Source organism: Gilliamella sp. WF3-4 (assembly GCF_001690275.1).
GTDB classification, from domain to species: domain Bacteria; phylum Pseudomonadota; class Gammaproteobacteria; order Enterobacterales; family Orbaceae; genus Gilliamella; species Gilliamella apicola_C.
Map to the genome: position 1 here is coordinate 1 of NZ_LZGW01000039.1, position 18808 is coordinate 18808.

Annotated in this window: 20 protein-coding genes and 1 tRNA gene; all 21 read right to left on the bottom strand. The window is 35.0% G+C overall.

The window, feature by feature from the left end; genetic code table 11:
• Positions 1-424 precede the first annotated feature (424 nt).
• Positions 425-2800: a primase-helicase zinc-binding domain-containing protein gene (locus A9G47_RS08900; RefSeq protein ID WP_065642712.1), complete on the bottom strand. Its 2376-nt coding sequence runs from the start codon at positions 2798-2800 to the stop codon at positions 425-427.
• A 9-nt stretch (positions 2801-2809) separates the two neighbouring features.
• Positions 2810-3184: a hypothetical protein gene (locus A9G47_RS08905; protein WP_065642713.1), complete on the bottom strand. Its 375-nt coding sequence runs from the start codon at positions 3182-3184 to the stop codon at positions 2810-2812.
• A complete protein-coding gene (locus A9G47_RS08910) occupies positions 3181-3369 on the bottom strand; it encodes a hypothetical protein (protein WP_065642714.1) in 189 nt (62 codons plus the stop codon). Before A9G47_RS08910 ends, A9G47_RS08905 begins: the two co-directional genes overlap by 4 nt.
• Entirely contained in the window at positions 3356-3577 is a 222-nt protein-coding gene (locus tag A9G47_RS08915) for a hypothetical protein (RefSeq protein WP_065566079.1), read from the bottom strand. The genes A9G47_RS08910 and A9G47_RS08915 overlap by 14 nt, the downstream gene beginning before the upstream one ends.
• Positions 3570-3803: a hypothetical protein gene (locus A9G47_RS08920; RefSeq protein WP_065642715.1), complete on the bottom strand. Its 234-nt coding sequence runs from the start codon at positions 3801-3803 to the stop codon at positions 3570-3572. Before A9G47_RS08920 ends, A9G47_RS08915 begins: the two co-directional genes overlap by 8 nt.
• Entirely contained in the window at positions 3793-4011 is a 219-nt protein-coding gene (locus A9G47_RS08925; RefSeq protein WP_065566081.1) for a host cell division inhibitor Icd-like protein, read from the bottom strand. Before A9G47_RS08925 ends, A9G47_RS08920 begins: the two co-directional genes overlap by 11 nt.
• Position 4012: 1 nt before the next feature.
• On the bottom strand, positions 4013-4972 hold the full coding sequence (locus A9G47_RS14660; protein WP_065642716.1) for a hypothetical protein: 960 nt from the start codon (positions 4970-4972) through the stop codon (positions 4013-4015).
• A 2-nt stretch (positions 4973-4974) separates the two neighbouring features.
• Positions 4975-5736: an antA/AntB antirepressor family protein gene (locus A9G47_RS08935; RefSeq protein WP_081303608.1), complete on the bottom strand. Its 762-nt coding sequence runs from the start codon at positions 5734-5736 to the stop codon at positions 4975-4977.
• 100 nt (positions 5737-5836) lie between these two features.
• Entirely contained in the window at positions 5837-6250 is a 414-nt protein-coding gene (locus A9G47_RS08940; RefSeq protein ID WP_065642717.1) for a hypothetical protein, read from the bottom strand.
• Positions 6250-6450, bottom strand: coding sequence for a helix-turn-helix transcriptional regulator (locus A9G47_RS08945; RefSeq protein WP_065642718.1), 201 nt, complete (start codon positions 6448-6450; stop codon positions 6250-6252). The genes A9G47_RS08940 and A9G47_RS08945 overlap by 1 nt, the downstream gene beginning before the upstream one ends.
• A gap of 204 nt (positions 6451-6654) precedes the next feature.
• Positions 6655-7614 carry a hypothetical protein gene (locus tag A9G47_RS08950; protein WP_065642719.1) on the bottom strand — a complete coding sequence of 320 codons (960 nt, stop codon included), beginning with the start codon at positions 7612-7614 and terminating at the stop codon, positions 6655-6657.
• A gap of 142 nt (positions 7615-7756) precedes the next feature.
• Positions 7757-8458 carry a nucleotidyl transferase AbiEii/AbiGii toxin family protein gene (locus A9G47_RS08955; protein ID WP_065642720.1) on the bottom strand — a complete coding sequence of 234 codons (702 nt, stop codon included), beginning with the start codon at positions 8456-8458 and terminating at the stop codon, positions 7757-7759.
• Positions 8459-8461: 3 nt separating this feature from the next.
• A complete protein-coding gene (locus A9G47_RS08960; protein ID WP_065572347.1) occupies positions 8462-8674 on the bottom strand; it encodes a hypothetical protein in 213 nt (70 codons plus the stop codon).
• A gap of 650 nt (positions 8675-9324) precedes the next feature.
• Entirely contained in the window at positions 9325-9702 is a 378-nt protein-coding gene (locus A9G47_RS08965; RefSeq protein ID WP_065642721.1) for a terminase small subunit, read from the bottom strand.
• Between the two features lie 770 nt (positions 9703-10472).
• Positions 10473-11723: an integrase domain-containing protein gene (locus A9G47_RS08970; protein ID WP_065642722.1), complete on the bottom strand. Its 1251-nt coding sequence runs from the start codon at positions 11721-11723 to the stop codon at positions 10473-10475.
• Between the two features lie 183 nt (positions 11724-11906).
• A tRNA-Ala gene (locus A9G47_RS08975) sits at positions 11907-11982 on the bottom strand.
• Between the two features lie 125 nt (positions 11983-12107).
• A complete protein-coding gene (secF, locus tag A9G47_RS08980) occupies positions 12108-13100 on the bottom strand; it encodes a protein translocase subunit SecF (protein WP_065642739.1) in 993 nt (330 codons plus the stop codon).
• A 15-nt stretch (positions 13101-13115) separates the two neighbouring features.
• Positions 13116-14972 carry a protein translocase subunit SecD gene (gene secD / locus A9G47_RS08985; protein WP_081303610.1) on the bottom strand — a complete coding sequence of 619 codons (1857 nt, stop codon included), beginning with the start codon at positions 14970-14972 and terminating at the stop codon, positions 13116-13118.
• 59 nt (positions 14973-15031) lie between these two features.
• On the bottom strand, positions 15032-15361 hold the full coding sequence (gene yajC / locus A9G47_RS08990; protein WP_065566193.1) for a preprotein translocase subunit YajC: 330 nt from the start codon (positions 15359-15361) through the stop codon (positions 15032-15034).
• A gap of 185 nt (positions 15362-15546) precedes the next feature.
• Positions 15547-17253: an NADH-quinone oxidoreductase subunit N gene (locus A9G47_RS08995; RefSeq protein WP_065566192.1), complete on the bottom strand. Its 1707-nt coding sequence runs from the start codon at positions 17251-17253 to the stop codon at positions 15547-15549.
• A 6-nt stretch (positions 17254-17259) separates the two neighbouring features.
• Positions 17260-18804 carry a complex I subunit 4 family protein gene (locus A9G47_RS09000; RefSeq protein ID WP_065642724.1) on the bottom strand — a complete coding sequence of 515 codons (1545 nt, stop codon included), beginning with the start codon at positions 18802-18804 and terminating at the stop codon, positions 17260-17262.
• Between the last annotated feature and the right edge of the window lie 4 nt (positions 18805-18808).

An 18808-nucleotide genomic window follows, 5' to 3' on the forward strand; every position in this document is an offset into this window, starting at 1 on the left:
GCCAAGGGAAACAGAATCATATAGATAAACACACTGGAAATACTGAAAGATTAACTTTTAAAAATCGAATCGTATACCTAAACGTATACCTAAAACAAAAAGTGACCCCAATATTAGGTATTTTAATCTTGCCGAATTGAAAGGTTAAAAAAAATTGGTTTTAGAATTTTGACGGTGTAAAAATTTATCTAGGTGAGCGGTATCCGTTAATTATGTTTTAGATTTTTTATACCTCCCCCCCATAAAAATAAAATTTTATAAAAAAGTGTTCACGGTGTTCACTACTTGCTTGAAGCCTTATTCTAAAAGGGTTTGAGCGGTGAACACTTAATGATTTACTATTCACAAGTGTACACTTTAGGTATTCACTCAATAAAAAACCGCCAATTAGGGCGGTCTTATTTTAGTGACTCAATTTGAGCTACTAGTTAGGATCTTCGGCTTTAGGTAGCCAATCTTGACTAGTGTTAATATTAAGCTCTACGTTGGTTCTCATCCCTTTATTTGCTCTTTTACGCATGTAGTCTTTACCGTTTTCTTTCATTGCATAATTAAGTGATGTGCCAAATTGCGTTAGTGATAGCGGATTGTTTAAACCTGTATTGCGAATGTATTCAATATAAGCATGGTATAAATATTTTCGGGGGTTAAAGGGCATTATTCCCATATTGCCAATAAACATACCATTGGGGTAATCAAGCGCATCAAGATAACTACAAAAATCCACTAAATGATCGGATTCGCGTTTAATCGCCGTCGCTTCGTCTGATTGTTGTTGCTGGTGTAGTCTATCTTTAGCTTCTGTTGGGCTGGTAAACTCATTTAATAGCAACCTCACAATTGAGGGTAGCTCTTGCTCTATTTTGCTGACCAAGTCTAAGTCTCTTTCTTTTTCTGGTATCACCTCGCCAAAGTGGAAGATAACTCTACGTCGTGATATGCCACCATTTCGTTCGTTAAATCTCATTGCCTCGTTATTGATAACCAAGACTACCGCAGGGATTTTACATGAGTAAGGTTGCTTATGTTTTGGGTCTATTGCGACTTCATCACCACCAGTAATCGCTTTTAACCCTGCGCCACTGCCCATATAACGCGGTTGGTCGGGTAAGATGACTAATGAGTAGCCTACAATTAAAGCCCTGTCCCTTGCTTTTTCTAATGCGTCCATGGTGCCTATTACGGTATTGTTTTTACCTGCTAACATCGTTGCTATTTCAGCAAAAACACTTTTACCGCTACCGCCTCCGCCTGTAATCTCTAGGAATAATTGCCAGTCATGACGGTTGGCTAATATCATATATAGCGCAGCTAAGATATTTTTAGCTTTATCTTGATTGCCTGATGCTCTTTTTAGCCATTTAGCAAAATTTGGCGTGTGAGTATCGAAAGATTCCTTTTCTTTGGCAGGGTAGTAATCAATATCATTACTGACCAATAGCCAGTCTTGCTTATTGTGCGGTTTAAAGGTTTGTTTTTTTAGCTCGTATACACCATTTTTAAAGCAGATTAAATCTTTCTGAGACGTTCCCATTATTGGTAGGGACAATCTGAGCGATTCAACCGCTGAGCTAATTCTTATGGGATTAAATGGTTCGCCTGATTGAGTAAATAAATCGGCTAGGGTTCGCATTAGCATTTTATCGCTGATGGGTTGCCATGCGTTATCTTGATAGTAATAGATTTCATCTGTAGTAAGATTAATTGCAAGGTTATTGTCATAATATTGATTGAGTAGTTCGGCACGCTGACTTGATGCCATTTGTGATAGATTCATGCCTGATAAATCTTTTTGATTAGTCGGTTTAGGTAAATTGGTTACGCTATCATCAGCATGAGCTAACATTTGATTAAATGAAACTGACATTTTATCAAGCCCAAATTGTTGCCTATAATCATCCCAATCACATTTATAATCTGTATCAGGAACGGAGTAATAGCCATTTACCGCTTGAGCTGCTTCTATTGCTTTTTCTTTACCTGTATTTTTATCATGACCAATATCGTTATCACCTGCAATAATGATTTTAGCGGTCGGATTTAGTTCACGAATAGACTTAGCCACATGAATAAGATTGCCTGCGTCAATGGCGGATATAACCATAGATTGATGGCGGAATTCCGTTATTGATATTCCAGTCGCTAATCCCTCGCAGATAATAATTTCATTATGTGTGAGCAAATTTGCGTACACCTCGGCAGGTGTGCTCATTTTTGAGCTGACCAAGGTGAATGCCCCTTTTTTATTGGAACCTTTCATTAAGTGCTTACGACCATCTACTTCAATAAATTGGCCACCTGTGTATTCATTATGAAGATTTAGCATAGGCACAAAAATACGCCCGTTATCTAACAAGGGTAAGTCAAAGGTTAATCCTTTCTTGGTCAGGTATTCCGATTGCCCTAATGTTGCTTTAAATAGCAAATACTCAACCTTTTTACATACGGGATTATCTGGTATGTTATCGTTATGCAATTGTTCGGAATCTATTTTCCTAAATACGAGATTTTCCCGTATTTTGTTATTCTGATTAGGCAGATTTAAACACTCCACTACTCTACTCGATGCTTCTTTAGCATCACATTGGCAATAGTTTTTGATAAGCTCTAAGCCGTCACCACTACCGCACTGGTTACAGATGTAAGTACCTCTACCATTTTGGTTATCAAATCTAAATCTATCCTTACCGCCACAGACAGGGCAAGGGCAATGCTTGCCATTACCCACTTCAATACCTAATGATTGAAAGATATAATCCCATTTACCTATAGCTTGGGTTGTAATTTCATTGATTTTCATCACATCCCCTTAATGAATTGTCGAGCTAGATTCAGCTTTAATATCTTCGGCTAAATCAATAAATAACGATGCAAGCATTTCTTGTCCTAATTGTGTTAGTGCCATAGGTTTATCATTGCTTTCGCTGTACATCTCTTTTAGTAGTCCATAGGTGCGATTTAAGCCATCACTTTCGCCAAAGTCTTCAATTAAACTATCTTTAAGATTCATTTTTAGCCCTAACACAATTAAATCTTTATCAATATCAATTTTGATACCGTCATGAATAAACACCTTGGCGCCACTTTTATTAATCTGCTCAATTAAAAATAAACCTGCTATTATCGCCATGGTAGAATCAACGATACTATGATGAATTGCTGTTACTTCTTGCTGATTATTCATGATTTATCCCCCTTAATTTGTGTCATGTATCGCCTAACTTCGGGTGGAAGCCGCTTAGTGACATCGGCAAGTAAGTTAGGAATTTCAGCTTTGCCAAAAGAAATCAGCGCTATATATCGGTTATTTTTGAGCCTTAATGCGGTAATAGTGCCGTCATCGTTATGGACAAAATCAAACTCTTTCATTCTTTGCCTCCTTGCGCTCGGTTTCGCTTCTAAACAGCTTTTTAGAATCGTTAATTAAGTCTGATACAGCATCAAGGGCATAGGAGCGTAATTCTTCGTTAATTGGCGCGTTTGAATCACAATCAGCCATTAAAAGCGTGGTGATAGCGTTAGCTTGTCCTAATTTTGTATTGATAGTATTTATTGCGTCCAGTGAGATATTAGCCATTGTTTTTATCCTCCATTAACCCATACTCTTGTAACTCATCAAAAGCTTGCTCTACTAAATCAACGATAACCCACAGTAAATTACTCATGTCGGCTTGTTCGATAAAAGGCTCGTCATATCCTGCGCACTTATAATTAGTGTTATCCAAAGCGATTTTAGCCACGCTCCGAACTTGAATAAGTTTTGCTTCGATGTTATTTATTATTTGAGAGTTATTATTGCCCATACTGATAACCTCCAAAGCTTCTAGCTTGTTCAATAACTGGATATAAGCGAATTCTGGCAATAAAGATAAGTGAGGGTTTGCCTAGGCTTTTGCGTGCTTGTTGTTCTGTAGGCGCTAATGCCTCAAATACTTTGGCCGTAGTGAGGTCGTAGAATTTAAAAAGTTTAGATTCATGATTGAATTTTTCTTTATAATTCATTTTCAACATGCTATTTACCTCCCTTATGGTTTTGTGTGGCATCAAGTAGGTTAATTTGATTTGAAGCGAAACAAGCAACATCCCTTAATTGTGCTAGCAAATAGCCAATATCTCGCATATCGCTTTTAAAGTTCTTTTCGGAATAACTCTCATTTTCACTAGCCCAAAACATCAGGTTACCAATCGCACCGATTCCATATAGAATAGATTGCTGTAGCTCTTCAAAATGATTCTCAGCTTGTAATAAATGATGTGTTGGAACATCTGCTTGATAGAGATTTAAGACAGAAATTAAATTAGATAGGTCAGGTTGCCCATTTTTAGGGCGTAGGGTATCATTACTATTAGCCATAGCATTACTCCGTTTAATGTTTGTGGTTAGATAGCTCATTGAGGCGCAAACTCTTTGGGCTATTGCTTTTATTAATACGTTAACTCCAAAAATGTCCGTACAATATATTTTATTTTGTCCGCACATGTCAACACTATTTTTACTCTTTCTTTTCGTGTATATTGTCCGTATTAATAATTTATGAATAATTAATATGGCAAACGAAACAAGTAAATCAAAACGTAAAGATATCCGCTTCCCCCATGATTTAATAGAACAAATAGACGAACAGTCCAAGAAAGAAAATACTAACTTTTCCGCTTGGGTTATTGCTACTTGTCGCGAAAAACTAGCTAAATTAGATAAGAAATAATCTTTTAAATTAATACCACTGATTGGTGGTATTTGCTTTCCCTTTCTCTTCTTTATGGACTGACAAAATCCACTTTTAAAATTCAACCCCATGCAATGAGTTTTTAGGCGCGTAGTGATATCAAGAAAATCTTCATTACTAGCCAAGAAGAATGATTTCACTTTTTGGATGGCGTTAATCCCGTCAAAATAGCAATATAAGCGATTATTTAGGGCTTGGGTATATTGCCCTATTGCTAGGGTGTTAAATGGGTGTGTAGTCATCATAATTAAGCCACCTTACCCAATAACCGAATCATGTAGCTTTGTGATAGCTTGATGAGTTCTGCTTTTCGTTTTTCATAATTCCAACCCATATCTATTAACGTGATATTGGATTTCTCAAGGTAAGCTAAGTGATTAAGCTGTTCTTCAGTAATATGGTCGCGAATATCACCCGTGAGATTATGAGCTTTTCGGTAAGCCTTTGCTGTCATGCCAAGTACAATACGATTAATCATATCAAATTCATTAGTATAGTGATGTGGCTTGGTCTCCTTGCCTAGGGATAATCGCTGTATAGTTAAAGCGTCACACATAGGACGGCTATAATCTGCGACTTTTAAACGTGCTTTTAATCGATTAAGCGCTTTCTTCTGGATTGCTGGTGCGATTTCTTTAAGGTGTTCTTCACAACGTATAAAGTACTTTCTTATTGCTCGTCCTTTCTCGTTGTTTTCAATCATCGCCAATTCTTTAGCGGTTCCAATTGTGAGAATGTAATCTGTACTTTTACGATCTCCACCTCGCTTAGTTGTCCATTTTATTTGTTGCTCATTATTTGTACTTTGATTCCTGAATTTTGATGAATCAAAGATTAAAAAATCATCATTTTTAATAAGCCCATATTCTTTTATTCTTCCCTTTATCCATGTTGAAAAATCATTTCCTACTTTTAAGTAATTATGTAAATCTTTCGCGCTAACTGTTTGTTGTAATTTGCCGTTGAATTGTGCTTCCGTTACTGGTACTAAATGATTAAACTCTGTCATAAGTATTACTCCTAACTTGTCGAAAAATCCCTCTTTTAGCTAAATTTAGGCAAGGGGATACCGTCGGCTCAAAAATGAGCTTTGCTATAAAATCAATTAATTAAGCTGCTTTGCTTGGGTAAAGTGCTAAAATTTGGCTGATATCTGAATCAGTTAATAAGCTATTTTCATAACTAAGAATCAGATTAACTACCTTTTGAGCATCTTCCCTATTGGCTAGGTAATAGCGATAATGTGATCCTATTCCGTCGGTATTAGGTTCATCCATGCGCTTTAATGTGATGCCTAACTTTCTTTCTAGTTCTGAACAGTAATTTCTACCGCTAGAAAGCCTACAGGTGCGCAATATCTCATTTTCTGTAATACCATTGTCACCAGTACACGCAATTAATAGGTAAGCTCTCGGCTTTTTAGGTAGCTTTTTATAATTAGATTGGCTATGATTGGAGGCGTCTAAGCTCCAATCTAAGCCCTCGATTATTTCGCGATATAGAGGGTTTTGTTTTATCACCATTATGCTACCTCGCGACGTTCTACTCTGCGAGATTCAAGCCAAGAGTAAATCTCATCAGCTCGATAGCCAACACGGCGTAAACCGATTCTAATTTTTTGCGGAAAAGTTTTATCTTTCTTCTCTAGCGTGTAAAGGCTAGTGTCAGATTTGAAATGTAGTAAGGTTTTTACTTCTTGTTTGGATAGGATTTGATTGGTCATTAGTTATATTCTCCTGTATCTAAAAGATGCTATAAGAATATAACTGTATAAACAAACATGCATTACATTAAATATTAAAATTTACCATTTAATAAAATGGGAAAAAACCTAATAAATTAGCTGATTAACTATCAATAACTAGGCATTGAATACCGCTATATATTAAAATGATATAATTCCCATTTTACTAAATTAGTTTCCATTTTATTCAGAATAATCACACCATTCATCAGGAATAACTAACTCAAAATCATTACTATTTTTCTCTGTAGGTCTTCCTAATTTTATTTCATAAAGCCAGTTAGAAATAGTGTCTTTTGTGGGGGGATTTGCAGAGTTAAAATTATCAATAATTGTAAAGTGTATTTTCCTTGCTATATCAGCAACTTTGCTTTGAGGGTTTCTCTTTCTGGTTAAGTAAGCCGTATCAATGGCAAACTTCTTATAAAAATGGGGTGGCTTACCTATATTTAGTGATTTTTCCTTTATATTATTAATATCATTTTTACCTTGAACAAATTTATTATTTTTTAAATTATTAAAATCGTGATTATGAATATAAAACTCATCGCTAGAAACAAGAATCTCATCTAATAACAAGAAACTTGCTCGCAAACCTTTCGCGTAATTTTGAGGTAATGATTGTGCATCATAATATTTATAGTTTAATTTTAAACTTTTTACTTTAAAAAACTCTTGAGAGTTAATAGTTCTTATTTTTTGGCGGTTTAAATTATAATAATCAAATATCCAAAAACCCTCACCTTTCCCTATAAATCTTAATTTAAAATAATCTTCATCGCTTTCATTTCTTAGATATTTATCCATTAAGAATTTACCTCGATATAAAGGTCTATTATTTACAGGTAGTAACTTGAATAAATCCTGAAAATCAAAATCTGTAACGCTTTTGCGGTTATAATCTGGATACTTCCTGTTAATTTCATTTAGCAAATTAATATAATTATTTATAACTGGAGCATCTCTTCTACAGGAAATGCTTAATTCACCATAAAGAGAACTAGTATCAATATATAAGCTTATTAAGTCTCGACGTGCCCATTCGATAATATCATCAATAGAACAATCTAAGGCTAGTGAAACTTCTTTGATTTTTATAGCTTCAACATAAGGTAAAATTATGTTATTTTTTTTATCATCCATACGCCCCTCACGCCCATAATAGATATTTGCGCCAGTTCGCTAGGGTTGCGAATGTTCGGGGATCAGCCTAGACGCAAATAATACAGTAATATACAGTTAGGTACATTATAGCACTGTGTTTTTATACATAAAATAGGGGGTATTACTTTTGGTTTTCTAAATAGGATAAAAGCTTATTCAAGCTTTCATTTAGTATGATATTTGTATTTTGTTCAGATATACCTAAATTAATACAATTTATTGAATATTTTTCTTTATTTTTTTCTATATCATTAGCCGCTATCTTTAACCCATTTATAATGCTATTACCATAAATCATCTTTGCATTTAATAAGGCAGATTGAGGTATATTTCCCCAACAATGGAGCATGAATAAAATATCAATGATATCTTTATATGGTGGTTGTGTGGCTCTGTCGGCGTTAGCTAAAAGCTTAGTGTAGAAACAGCTTTGTTTATCTAAATATGGTATAGGAAACAATTTATCTTGTTTTCCTGTTAACTGGTATTTTTCAAAGCTAACAATTTCAAGTTTTATGGGCTTTGGATTTTCTTTAATAAATGCACGCACGGCATAACGGTCAAAAGATATTTCTCTAATATATTGAAATTCTCTTTTAACCAAGAGTCCTAAACTATCCGAGGTTACCGTATTTCTTACTGCTCTATAGGATTCAATAGTAGGGCACAATAAATCTATATCAATTGATTCTCTAAACTCATTTAATTCTAATGCTATTCGAGTTCCACCGCCAAAATAAATATTGTTATCAACTAAAAAATCGGCATTAAAATTATTTAATAAATGCGCTATTATTTGGTGATGAGTTAACTTATATGGCATAAATTAGACGCACGTAGGTAGGAAATAACCATTTCCGTACTCTTTAATAAGTTTATGGATTAATTTTTTTTCATTGGCAGCAAGCTTTACATCTTTAATAAAGCACCATCTTCTTTCATAAATTTTGAAAGCTTCGTCTTCTGGAATTGTTTTTCCTTGATAGTCCCACAAAATTTTATTCAATGCAGGATATCTATTTACTTGGATATTTTGCATTCATTATCTCGTTAAAATAAAAATCGCACTTAAATAAATTGACGGCAACCATTTAATAGATATACAGGATCTAATAATCCCCTGTGTTTAAAAGTATATAACTGAATATATATGAACACAACTTAATTATGTTAGAATTACAGAATTAAAATAACACTTGAAGATAAAGAAATGAGAGCATTTGCAAAAAACAGCAATAAATATTTAAGCCGTCGCGCTGCTTCAAAACATAAAGCACGTTTATCAGCAAAATAATAAGCCTTTATCGGGATTTTTAAATTCCCCCCCACAGAAGATACTACAATTATAGCTATCTTCATAATAAAGGATAAGCTGCCTCCATTTTTTTATGGAAGCGAGAAGTAGTAATTATTTCAGCATGATCTTCTATATAGTTGCTATTCGTTAAATATATTTTTGGTGCGTACCTTTGTGCGTACCTCTTTAGTGCGTACCAGTTCATCAGATTTCACATTCGTTAAACCAAAGATATATAACTATGGTTAGTACGTATCTATTAAGTACGCTTTTGGAGTGCGCTAACTTATTAACTGGCTTGTATGATGAAATTGGTATCCACTTATTAGGTGCCTTTTCGCTGGATACTTGCTTGGATACCTTTTTATAAGTACTAGTGATTATCTATTAGATTATGGTGCTACTAGCTCAATACGCATTGGTTTGGACTTGGTTGTAATGCCACTACCCATAGATTGATGATCTAATATCTGCTTTTCAGAATAACCATGATTAGCAAGCATCAATTTGGCAATACTCGCGTTAAATTCGCCTTTTAAGCCTTTATTAATTAATTCCACTTCTTGGCGTGCCTTGATAAGTTCTAACATGTCCTTAAATTCTTCGCTTGAACTTGCATAATTATATAAACTTGACCTTGAACAGTTAGCATATAAAGCCAGTCCAGCCACAGAGGGGATCACTTCGCCATTATTGATATAACCCTGCTTATGCAAATACTCTTGCCCTAGCTCTAACATGTCCTTTAATTTTGATTTTCTTCCTACCATATTGCCATCTAACTTACTAATAATAAAGCTATTATAACCTAATAAGGCAAATTATTAGATTGCTTTTTAACGTGTCCAAAATTAGCCCAGCCAATAGGAGGGGGTAGCAAATTTCTATAACTCTACACGCCTAAAACCGCTCACCCTACTTTTTATGCAAAACCGCGAATTGAAATAATTTTTTTGACTGCTATTACTAAATGGGTAACCATGAATAGCTCGAGCCAATGTAATAAACCTGCTGGCTTTTTAGCTGATTGCAAATTTAATACCTGCATGGTGGAAATCACCATAAAGCATTTAGGCTTTTAATTCCGCCCTGGATCAACCTAAAAATCACCATAAATTAACCACATGATTAATAATGATTTTATTTTCATGGATAAATGGGTTTATATAAATATATTTATATTTCAATTAGTTAATTACAGGATCAAGATTATTTTAATAATGTGTATAGTAGTGAACAGTAGTGAATACTAGTGAACACCAAAAAATATATATAATAAGTATATAATATATTGATATATATAAATTAATATTAGATTGGTGAATAGTAGTGAACACTTTATATTAAAAGTTTAAGATTATGGGGAGGTAAGTATAAAAACAACCTAATCATTGGCATAGGTAAAGGATGACATTTGAAAAAGCACCCCTCAGATATGAGGAGTGGTTTAATATAAAGTTATTGAAGTGAGTAACTCAAATTTGAGTTACGGTTTTATCGTAACCCAAATATGGGGCACGGTATGAATAGCGCGATATGGTTAATGATTAACTAGCTTTAAATTGCGGTTACCTGATAGTGAGACATTTCCTTGGCTTGCTTGCTCGACAAAGTCACCCCACCAGTCAAGCATAATTCTGCGCTGTTCTAGGTAAGTAGCACGGTTATAGGCTCGCCTGACGCTATTAGTATCAACATGGGCTAGTGCCGCTTCAATAATATTAGGGTCAAAGCCTTGCTCATTTAATATCGTGCTTGCTAAAGCTCTTAAGCCATGCGCAACAAGCTTATCTTTATATCCCATGCGCTTTATTGCCATGTTAGCAGTACTACTATTCATCGGGGTTGTATAAGGCGGTTTCATACTTGGGAATATATGCTCTCTATGCCCACTTATAGGCTTCATAATTGATAATATAGCCATAGCCTGCTTATTGAGTGTAATAGTATGCTCTCGCCTCATTTTCATTTTTTCGGCAGGAATAACCCATAAGCAATTGTCTAGATCAATCTCTTGCCATTTTGCCCCTACCGCTTCATTTGGGCGTGTCATTGTTAATAATTGCCATTCAATCAAGCAACGCGTTTGTAATTCGATTCTGGCCATAGCAAGGGATTGCATAAATTGGGGCAGCTCTTGCGCATTTATTGTTGGCATTTGTCCTTTTACAGGGCTTTCGAAAGCATCCTTTATCTTGGCTGCTGGGTTAGCATCAATCAAGCCAATATTAACCGCATAGAACATGATTTCATTTATTCGTTGGCAAAGTCTTTTAATGGTTTCTAGCTTTCCATTCGCTCTTAACGGTTCCATTGCTTGAATAAAATCTTTAGCTTTAAGTTTAAAAATAGATTTATCACCAATGTAAGGGAATAGGTGTAATTCTAAAGATTCCAATGTTCTTTTTAGCGTACTCTCAGCTAACCCTTTACCGCTTTTGACCTTAAACCAATCAGCAGCTACCTTTTTAAAGGTACTAGTAATTTCGTCATGCTTGCGTTGTTCTTGTTCTGCTTTATGCTCTTGAGGATCTACACCTTGCTTAATTAATTCACGTGCTTCGTCTCTTTGTTTTCTAGCTTGCTGTAGTGAAACCTCAGGATAACTACCGAAACTAATTAATGCGCCTTTTTTGGTATACGGGCGCGTATACTTAAAACGCCAGATTTTAGAATTATTCGATTTAACCAAGAGATACATACCACCACCATCAAATAACGAATAATCTTTATCTCTTGGCTTGGCGGCCTTTATTTGGGTGTCTGTTAATGGATGTATTTTTCTAGCCATAATTATTTTAGGTATACGATATATAGGTATATTGTGTTCGTATACCTAAGCATATACCTAAAAAATTTGGTTGTAAATGTACCTTAATGATACTTACTGGATAATAAAATCGCTTTTAAGGCTTGTTGTTATTGGGTTTAGTGTACTTTAATGGGTTTTAAAGAATATTGCTGTTTATTGATTTGGTGGAGCCAAGGGGGATCGAACCCCTGACCTCAACGCTGCCAGCGTTGCGCTCTCCCAGCTGAGCTATGGCCCCAAAAGAAAGGGATAAAACTATGGCTAATAATATGCAACTAAAGGGTAGGTGTCAATCAATTTGGTATCATTTGTTTTAAAAATAGTCTAATGAAACTCTGCCAATTAATGGCAGAGTTTAAACAATTAGCGTAATATTGAAGGTTGATCAGCGCCTTCTGCTTCAATTTTTGGTGGCATAAAGTGTTCTCTTTTTACGCCTAATTTAAGTGACATATAAGCCGCCACATAAATTGATGAGATGGTACCAAGCACAATACCTACCCCTAATGTTTCAGAAAATCCTTTTAACATTGAACCACCAAAGATATATAGAATAATCACCACAACAAGTGTTGTCCCTGATGTCATTAAAGTACGATGCAACGTTTGCGTTAATGAGATATTAATTACATCATAAGGTTCTGCACGGCGTATCTTTCTAAAATTTTCACGAATTCTATCAAAGACAACAATAGTATCGTTGAGTGAATAACCAATAATAGATAACATGGCAGCAATAATCGTTAAATCTAATTCTCGTTGAAATAGTGATAGATAACCTGCAGTAATGACGACATCATGCGCTAAAGCAACAACCGCTCCAGTACCAAATCGCCACTCAAAACGGAATGCAATATAGATTAAAATACAAACTAACGCGGCACAGATTGCCAAAATACCATCTTGAGCAAGTTCAGCGCCAACAGTTGGGCCTACAAATTCAATACGTTTGATTTGAGCATCTGCATCAATATCTTTATGTATTAAATTGGAAATTTTTGTACCTAGCGCATTATCAATAGCCGATGAGGTATTGTCTTCTTGCTTAGCCGAAGGTAACCGAATGATGATATCTTTACTACTACCGTAATATTGTACTATCGGCTCATGATAGCCTGCATCGCGTAAACTATTACGAATATCATCAAGATTAACATTTTTTGTTACGGTAAGCTCGACTGTTGTTCCACCAGTGAAGTCTTGTCCTAGATTGAATCCTTTAACAAAAATAACGACAAAAGACGCTACAACTAAGAGCATAGAAATAACAAAAGCAACGAAGCCAAATTTTAAAAAGTCGAGGACTCTGCGACCATGATTTAATTCTCTAACATCATGATTTTCTTTTTTATTAATAATCACAATAAACCTCTAAATTGATAACTTATTAACGCGACGACCGCCATAAATAAGATTGGCTAATGCGCGAGTACCAACAATCGATGTAAACATTGATGTAACGATACCGATACCTAACGTAATAGCAAAGCCTTTAATTGAACCAGTACCAACTGCATAAAGAATAACCGCAGTAATTAAAGTAGTAAGATTGGCATCAAAAATACTGCTCCAAGCTCCTGCATATCCTTCATTAATTGCATGTTGCACACTTCGACCATTACTCAGCTCTTCTTTTATTCTTTCGTTAATCAGTACATTAGCATCAACAGCCATACCTACGGTCAATACAATACCAGCAATACCCGGCATGCTTAGCGTTGCCCCAGGAAGTAAAGACATTGCACCAACAATTAAAATTAAGTTTGCAACTAATGCAAGGCTAGCAAACACACCAAATAGGCGATACATTACTAACATAAAAATAACTGAAACCGCCAAACCCCATACACAAGATTCTAAGCCTTGGGTGATATTTTCTTGCCCCATGGATGGCCCAACAGTTCGTTCCTCAATAATTTGGATCGGTGCAATTAATGCCCCTGCACGTAATAATAGTGATAAATTTTTAGCTTCATCAATACTACCTATACCCGTTACTTGGAAACGATCACTAAAAATACCTTGAATAGTCGCGACGTTAATAACTCGTTCTTGTTTTTCAAGAATCGGCTTGTCGTTTTCATCGCGTTTTCCTGTATCTTTGTATTCAACAAATAAGGTTGCCATCGATTTATGAAGATTTTTTTGAGTAAAATCAAACATTTTTTTACCGCCTGTGCCATCAAGCGTAATAGCAACTTCAGGTAATCCATATGGATTAACACGATATGAAGAATCAGTAATATGATTTCCTGTTAATACAATACGTTTATAAAGTAATACAGGACGTCCATTTTCCATATACTGAATTTCTGAACCATAAGGAACGCGCATATCACCATTGATAATGGCCGGTAAATTTGGTGTGCTTTCTTCGTTAACTTGTCTAAACTCAAGCGTCGCTGTTGCCCCTAAAATACGCTTAGCTAACGCGGTGTCTTGAATACCTGGTAATTCAACTACAATACGATCAGCACCTTGGCGTTGAACAATAGGTTCGGCAACGCCTAGTTGATTAACACGATTACGTAAAATAGTGGTATTTTGTTGCACAGCATCATTTTTAGTTTGTTGTAAACGTTGTTCACTGATATCGACAACAATACTGCTGTCTGTTTGAGAAGCTACTTTGTAATCTCGCAATCCATTAATTTTAGTAATACCTTTATTGCGATCATCCATATTATCAAATTGTAATACAATTTGTTGATTACTATTTTTGCTGATTTTTTTATAATTTAATTTGCTATTTGTAAATTCAGTTTTTATGTTTTCAATAGATTGTTCAGTGAGCTTACTTAATGCGGTTGTCATATCGACTTCCATTAAAAAGTGAACGCCACCACGTAAATCAAGACCGAGTTTCATAGGCTCAGCACCTAATGCTGTCAGCCACGTTGGTGTTGCGGGTGCTAAGTTCAATGCAACGATATATTCTTCACCTAATGCTTCTGATATGAGCTCTTTTGCTTTAAGCTGTGTATCATTATCACCAACGCGAATTAAAATTGACTTATTTTCATAAATTAATGATTTAGTCTCGATGTGATTATCAGCTAAAAGTTTTCTGATTTTATCTTGCGTAGCAACATTAATTTCAGCAGTATTTGAGCCTGAAATCTGTATAGCAGGATCTTCACCATAAATATTTGGAAGTGCATAAAGAAGGCCGAGGCAAATTACAACGACCAACATAATGTACTTCCACAAAGGATAGCGGTTTAACACGACATATTCTCTTGTGGAATTAGATAATCAATACAATGAACAATAATAGATGATCCCTATTATAGCGATTTCATTGTCCCTTTTGGTAAAACTGATGTGATAAAGTCACGCTTGATCACAACTTCAGTAGTATCATTTAATTCTAGCGCTATGTAGCCATTTTCGTTGACTTTTGATACACGACCAATAAGTCCGCCATTGGTTAATACTTCATCGCCTTTGGAGATAGAAGCCATAAGATCGCGATGTGCCTTTGCGCGTTTTTGTTGTGGACGCATGATCATAAAATAGAAAAATAAACCAAACACAACTAACATAATTGGCATGAAAAAATCGCCACCGGGTTGGCTACCATCTGCGGCATAAGCATTAGAGATTAAAAAGTCCATACTGGTCCTCTTGATTAAAATAAATTTTTAAAGGTCAGAATTATAACATAATAAATAAATCTGTTATTAACTATTTCTTGTCAAAAAGCCTTAGGAAAACATATGCTTTAGGATAAAATGCTGGTTTTATTTATTTTAGTTAATATGACTCCACTATTGAATTAAAGGAAGCTGATACAGGCTCATTATGTGGTTAAATATTGAGCCATGCTAACTAAGTTAAATAACCATTTAGGGTAAATTCCGCAAAGCATCGTCAATAAGGCACATAATACGATGATTAATTCGCTTATTCTAATATTAGTCCATTTTAACTTAATCGAGGCTCCACTTAACATTTTTCCATCACAGTTAATTGGTTTTATATAAAGATTGATAATTAAGCGAGCATAAAAATAAAGTCCTAATGCACTACCAATCACTACAGCAGCAACTAACCACCATAATTCTGCTGTAACACCTAATAGCACCAGTAAAAATCGACCGACAAAACCTGCGGTTAATGGTGTACCAGCTAAAGATAAAAAACCAATCCCCATAGCTAGCGCAAGAATTGGTCTTCGCCAAAATAGACCTGAAAGATCGATCTCATTTTCATGATCTTGTAGTTCATCTGAATGGGAATCTAAGCTGATTGTGCCTAAAATACAGATATTAGCTAAAATATAGCCAATGAGATAAACGCCAATAGTTTCTAACGCAAGTACTTGATATTGCACAGCAATTAACGCTGTAAATAAATAGCCAAAATGTGCAATTGAGGAGTAAGCAAGTACTCGCTTTAAGCTACTTTGCATCAATGCCAATAGATTGCCCCATAAAATAGAACAAAAAGCCATAATAACTAAAATAATACGGATTGTTTCATTGTTCACAATCGGTGCCAATAAAAACAGCCTAGCAATGGCACAAAAAACTGCTACCTTTCCAACTGTTGATAATAATAAAGCAACAACCGTTGGTGCGCCTTGATAAACATCGGGTAGCCAAAGTTGGAATGGAACGAGAGATAATTTAAAACCAATACCAACTAACATCAAACAAACACCCATCAGTAATAATGTACTTGGGTAAGTCATCGTTGAGAGTTGATAACTTAGCCCACTGAATGTTAGCTCACCAGTAGTTGCATAATAAAATGCAATCCCTATCAATAAAAATACACTGGCAATAGCAGATAAAATCATGTATTTAACTGCTGCTTCTAATGAATGAGTCTGTGTATATTGATAGCCAATTAACCCTACAAATGGAATAGATAACAGTTCAATCCCAATAAAAAATGCAATGAGATGGCTTGCGTATAAGAGTGTTACTCCACCTAATGTCATGAAAAGTAGGATTAAATAAAATAGTCCGTGATGAATCTTTTCTTGCCGGAACCAACGATAAGCAAAACAGGCTACAGCAATAGATATCATTAAAATCAAACTGGTATAAAGCAACCCATAACCATCACAAGTAAAAAGTGCAGTGATATGGTGCGCTTTCCACTCATCTATTGAACTATTATCAGTGTTTGAATTAGCATCAATATTTGTCTTATCAATCTTACTGTTGTTGACGTTGTCATCAATGTTTTCATTTTGTTTGTCCACATCATCAGTAGACACAGTATCAATTGCTATCGTTTCTTCAGTTGATGGAGTTAGTTCTTTATTGGCGTCTGAAACTGATACCGATAATTGCATATTATCACTACTGATATCTGCAATAGCTTGTGCATTAAATGAAATTTTATAGCCAACTACCGCGGAACAAGCTAACGCACATGTTAATCCACAAATAGTTAAAATAGTACATCCTTTAGTGCTTATTTTAAAAACAAATAATGAAAATAACACAACAATGATGGCAATGCTTAGTACAAAAATAGGCGATAAAGCTATCATAGATTATTACTCTCCCACTCGTTCTGTGGTTATGTATTGTTGTGTTTGATTCATGATAGAATAAGACATATCTAAAATCAGTTGTGGATACAAACCAATAAAAATAAGGACAATTAAGATGCTTGATAATAACAAAATATCTTTTTTACTAAGTAGATGTTTTGTGGAAGCCTCTTTATCTGCGGCGCCATAGAATATTGGCTGCATACGCACGATAAATGAAATAGACAATAATAATAAGCCAATTACTAGCAAAATGGTATAAAAAGAAAATGTGTTATAACTACCAAGTAACATCATATAATTACCAACAAAATTAGCTGTACCTGGAATACCTAACACAGCTAATATAAAATATAAAGTTAACGAAGATAGATAAGGCACTCGTCCTTTTAACCCAGTGAACTGGTTTATATTCCGAGTGGAATAACATTCAACCAATAACCCACTAATTATAAACATACCAACGATTGCTAAATTGATGGCTATCATCTGGATAACTACACCTTGATAAGCAATAATAGAACCGCTATAGATTATTGCAGTAACAAATCCCATTAAAGCGATATGAATATAAGCAACAAGTTTTTTAATATCGGTTTGATTGAATGCAAGCAATGCTGCATAAACAACAGTAGCCAGTGCACAAGCTAACATCAATGGCATAATCATGATTGAAGCATTAGGAAATAGTGGTATAACAAAACGTAATAAACCAAATGCTGCTGTATTGAGTAATAATCCACTAATCATCATTGAGCCAGTTGTTGAAGATTCAATATGGGCTTCAACAAGCCAACCATGAAAGGGAACAAAAGGAATGCGTACTATCAAAGCAGCTAAAAAGCCTAACATCAGTAAAAATTCAGTATGGCTTGATATTGGTGTTTTTATTAATTCCTGAGAATCAAATGTCCAATGACCTGTTAAGTTCCAGTTGATTAGTGCCAATGAAACGATTGAAATTAGCATGAGCAAACTGCTTAATTGGGTATAAATCAAAAATTTGCTTGCCCCATTAAAGCGTAATTGCGAGCTCGAATCTCGGCGCCCCCATAAGGAGATCAAAAAATAGACCGGTATTGCCACAGCTTCCCACAGAAAGAACATTAAAAATAAGTCAGTGGCGACAAACAACATCATAATGGTTGATGTCATAAATAATAGGCACAGGTAAAATAAACCAAGATTGTTTAAATTTTCTTTACTAGAATAAACAATAGTCAATAATACAATAAATAATGTTGAGGTAATAACAACCATTGATAAGCCATCTAAAACAAGATGAAAACGGATGCCTAGTAATGGGATCCACTCTAGATTAATTTCCTTTCCCCAGTTTGCGCCTTGCTTTAGTGTTTCAGCGGCATCTATCCATAATACAATCGCTATCGATAATGTAATACAAATTGTGGTAAATGCGACAATTATGGGTAATTTTGACCAACGCTTTTGTACGTTGATGGAAACTACCCCTCTTTGTAAACATGCATGGCATAACCAACCAACAAATCCGCCTATTACAGGTAAAAAAACAAGCCATAACAACATGAAT

Bases quoted from the DNA above. Each gene is read 5' to 3' on its own strand.
- A9G47_RS08910 (WP_065642714.1), bottom strand. From the start codon at position 3,369: ATGAAAGAGTTTGATTTTGTCCATAACGATGACGGCACTATTACCGCA.
- A9G47_RS08920 (WP_065642715.1), bottom strand. From the start codon at position 3,803: ATGGGCAATAATAACTCTCAAATAATAAATAACATCGAAGCAAAACTT.
- A9G47_RS08905 (WP_065642713.1), bottom strand. From the start codon at position 3,184: ATGAATAATCAGCAAGAAGTAACAGCAATTCATCATAGTATCGTTGAT.
- A9G47_RS08915 (WP_065566079.1), bottom strand. From the start codon at position 3,577: ATGGCTAATATCTCACTGGACGCAATAAATACTATCAATACAAAATTA.
- A9G47_RS08925 (WP_065566081.1), bottom strand. From the start codon at position 4,011: ATGTTGAAAATGAATTATAAAGAAAAATTCAATCATGAATCTAAACTT.
- A9G47_RS09000 (WP_065642724.1), bottom strand. From the start codon at position 18,804: ATGTTGTTATGGCTTGTTTTTTTACCTGTAATAGGCGGATTTGTTGGT.
- A9G47_RS08970 (WP_065642722.1), bottom strand. From the start codon at position 11,723: ATGGCTAGAAAAATACATCCATTAACAGACACCCAAATAAAGGCCGCC.
- A9G47_RS08945 (WP_065642718.1), bottom strand. From the start codon at position 6,450: ATGACCAATCAAATCCTATCCAAACAAGAAGTAAAAACCTTACTACAT.
- A9G47_RS08955 (WP_065642720.1), bottom strand. From the start codon at position 8,458: ATGCCATATAAGTTAACTCATCACCAAATAATAGCGCATTTATTAAAT.
- A9G47_RS08960 (WP_065572347.1), bottom strand. From the start codon at position 8,674: ATGCAAAATATCCAAGTAAATAGATATCCTGCATTGAATAAAATTTTG.
- A9G47_RS08950 (WP_065642719.1), bottom strand. From the start codon at position 7,614: ATGGATGATAAAAAAAATAACATAATTTTACCTTATGTTGAAGCTATA.
- A9G47_RS08900 (WP_065642712.1), bottom strand. From the start codon at position 2,800: ATGAAAATCAATGAAATTACAACCCAAGCTATAGGTAAATGGGATTAT.
- yajC (WP_065566193.1), bottom strand. From the start codon at position 15,361: ATGGACTTTTTAATCTCTAATGCTTATGCCGCAGATGGTAGCCAACCC.
- A9G47_RS08940 (WP_065642717.1), bottom strand. From the start codon at position 6,250: ATGGTGATAAAACAAAACCCTCTATATCGCGAAATAATCGAGGGCTTA.
- A9G47_RS14660 (WP_065642716.1), bottom strand. From the start codon at position 4,972: ATGATGACTACACACCCATTTAACACCCTAGCAATAGGGCAATATACC.
- A9G47_RS08935 (WP_081303608.1), bottom strand. From the start codon at position 5,736: ATGACAGAGTTTAATCATTTAGTACCAGTAACGGAAGCACAATTCAAC.
- A9G47_RS08995 (WP_065566192.1), bottom strand. From the start codon at position 17,253: ATGATAGCTTTATCGCCTATTTTTGTACTAAGCATTGCCATCATTGTT.
- A9G47_RS08965 (WP_065642721.1), bottom strand. From the start codon at position 9,702: ATGGTAGGAAGAAAATCAAAATTAAAGGACATGTTAGAGCTAGGGCAA.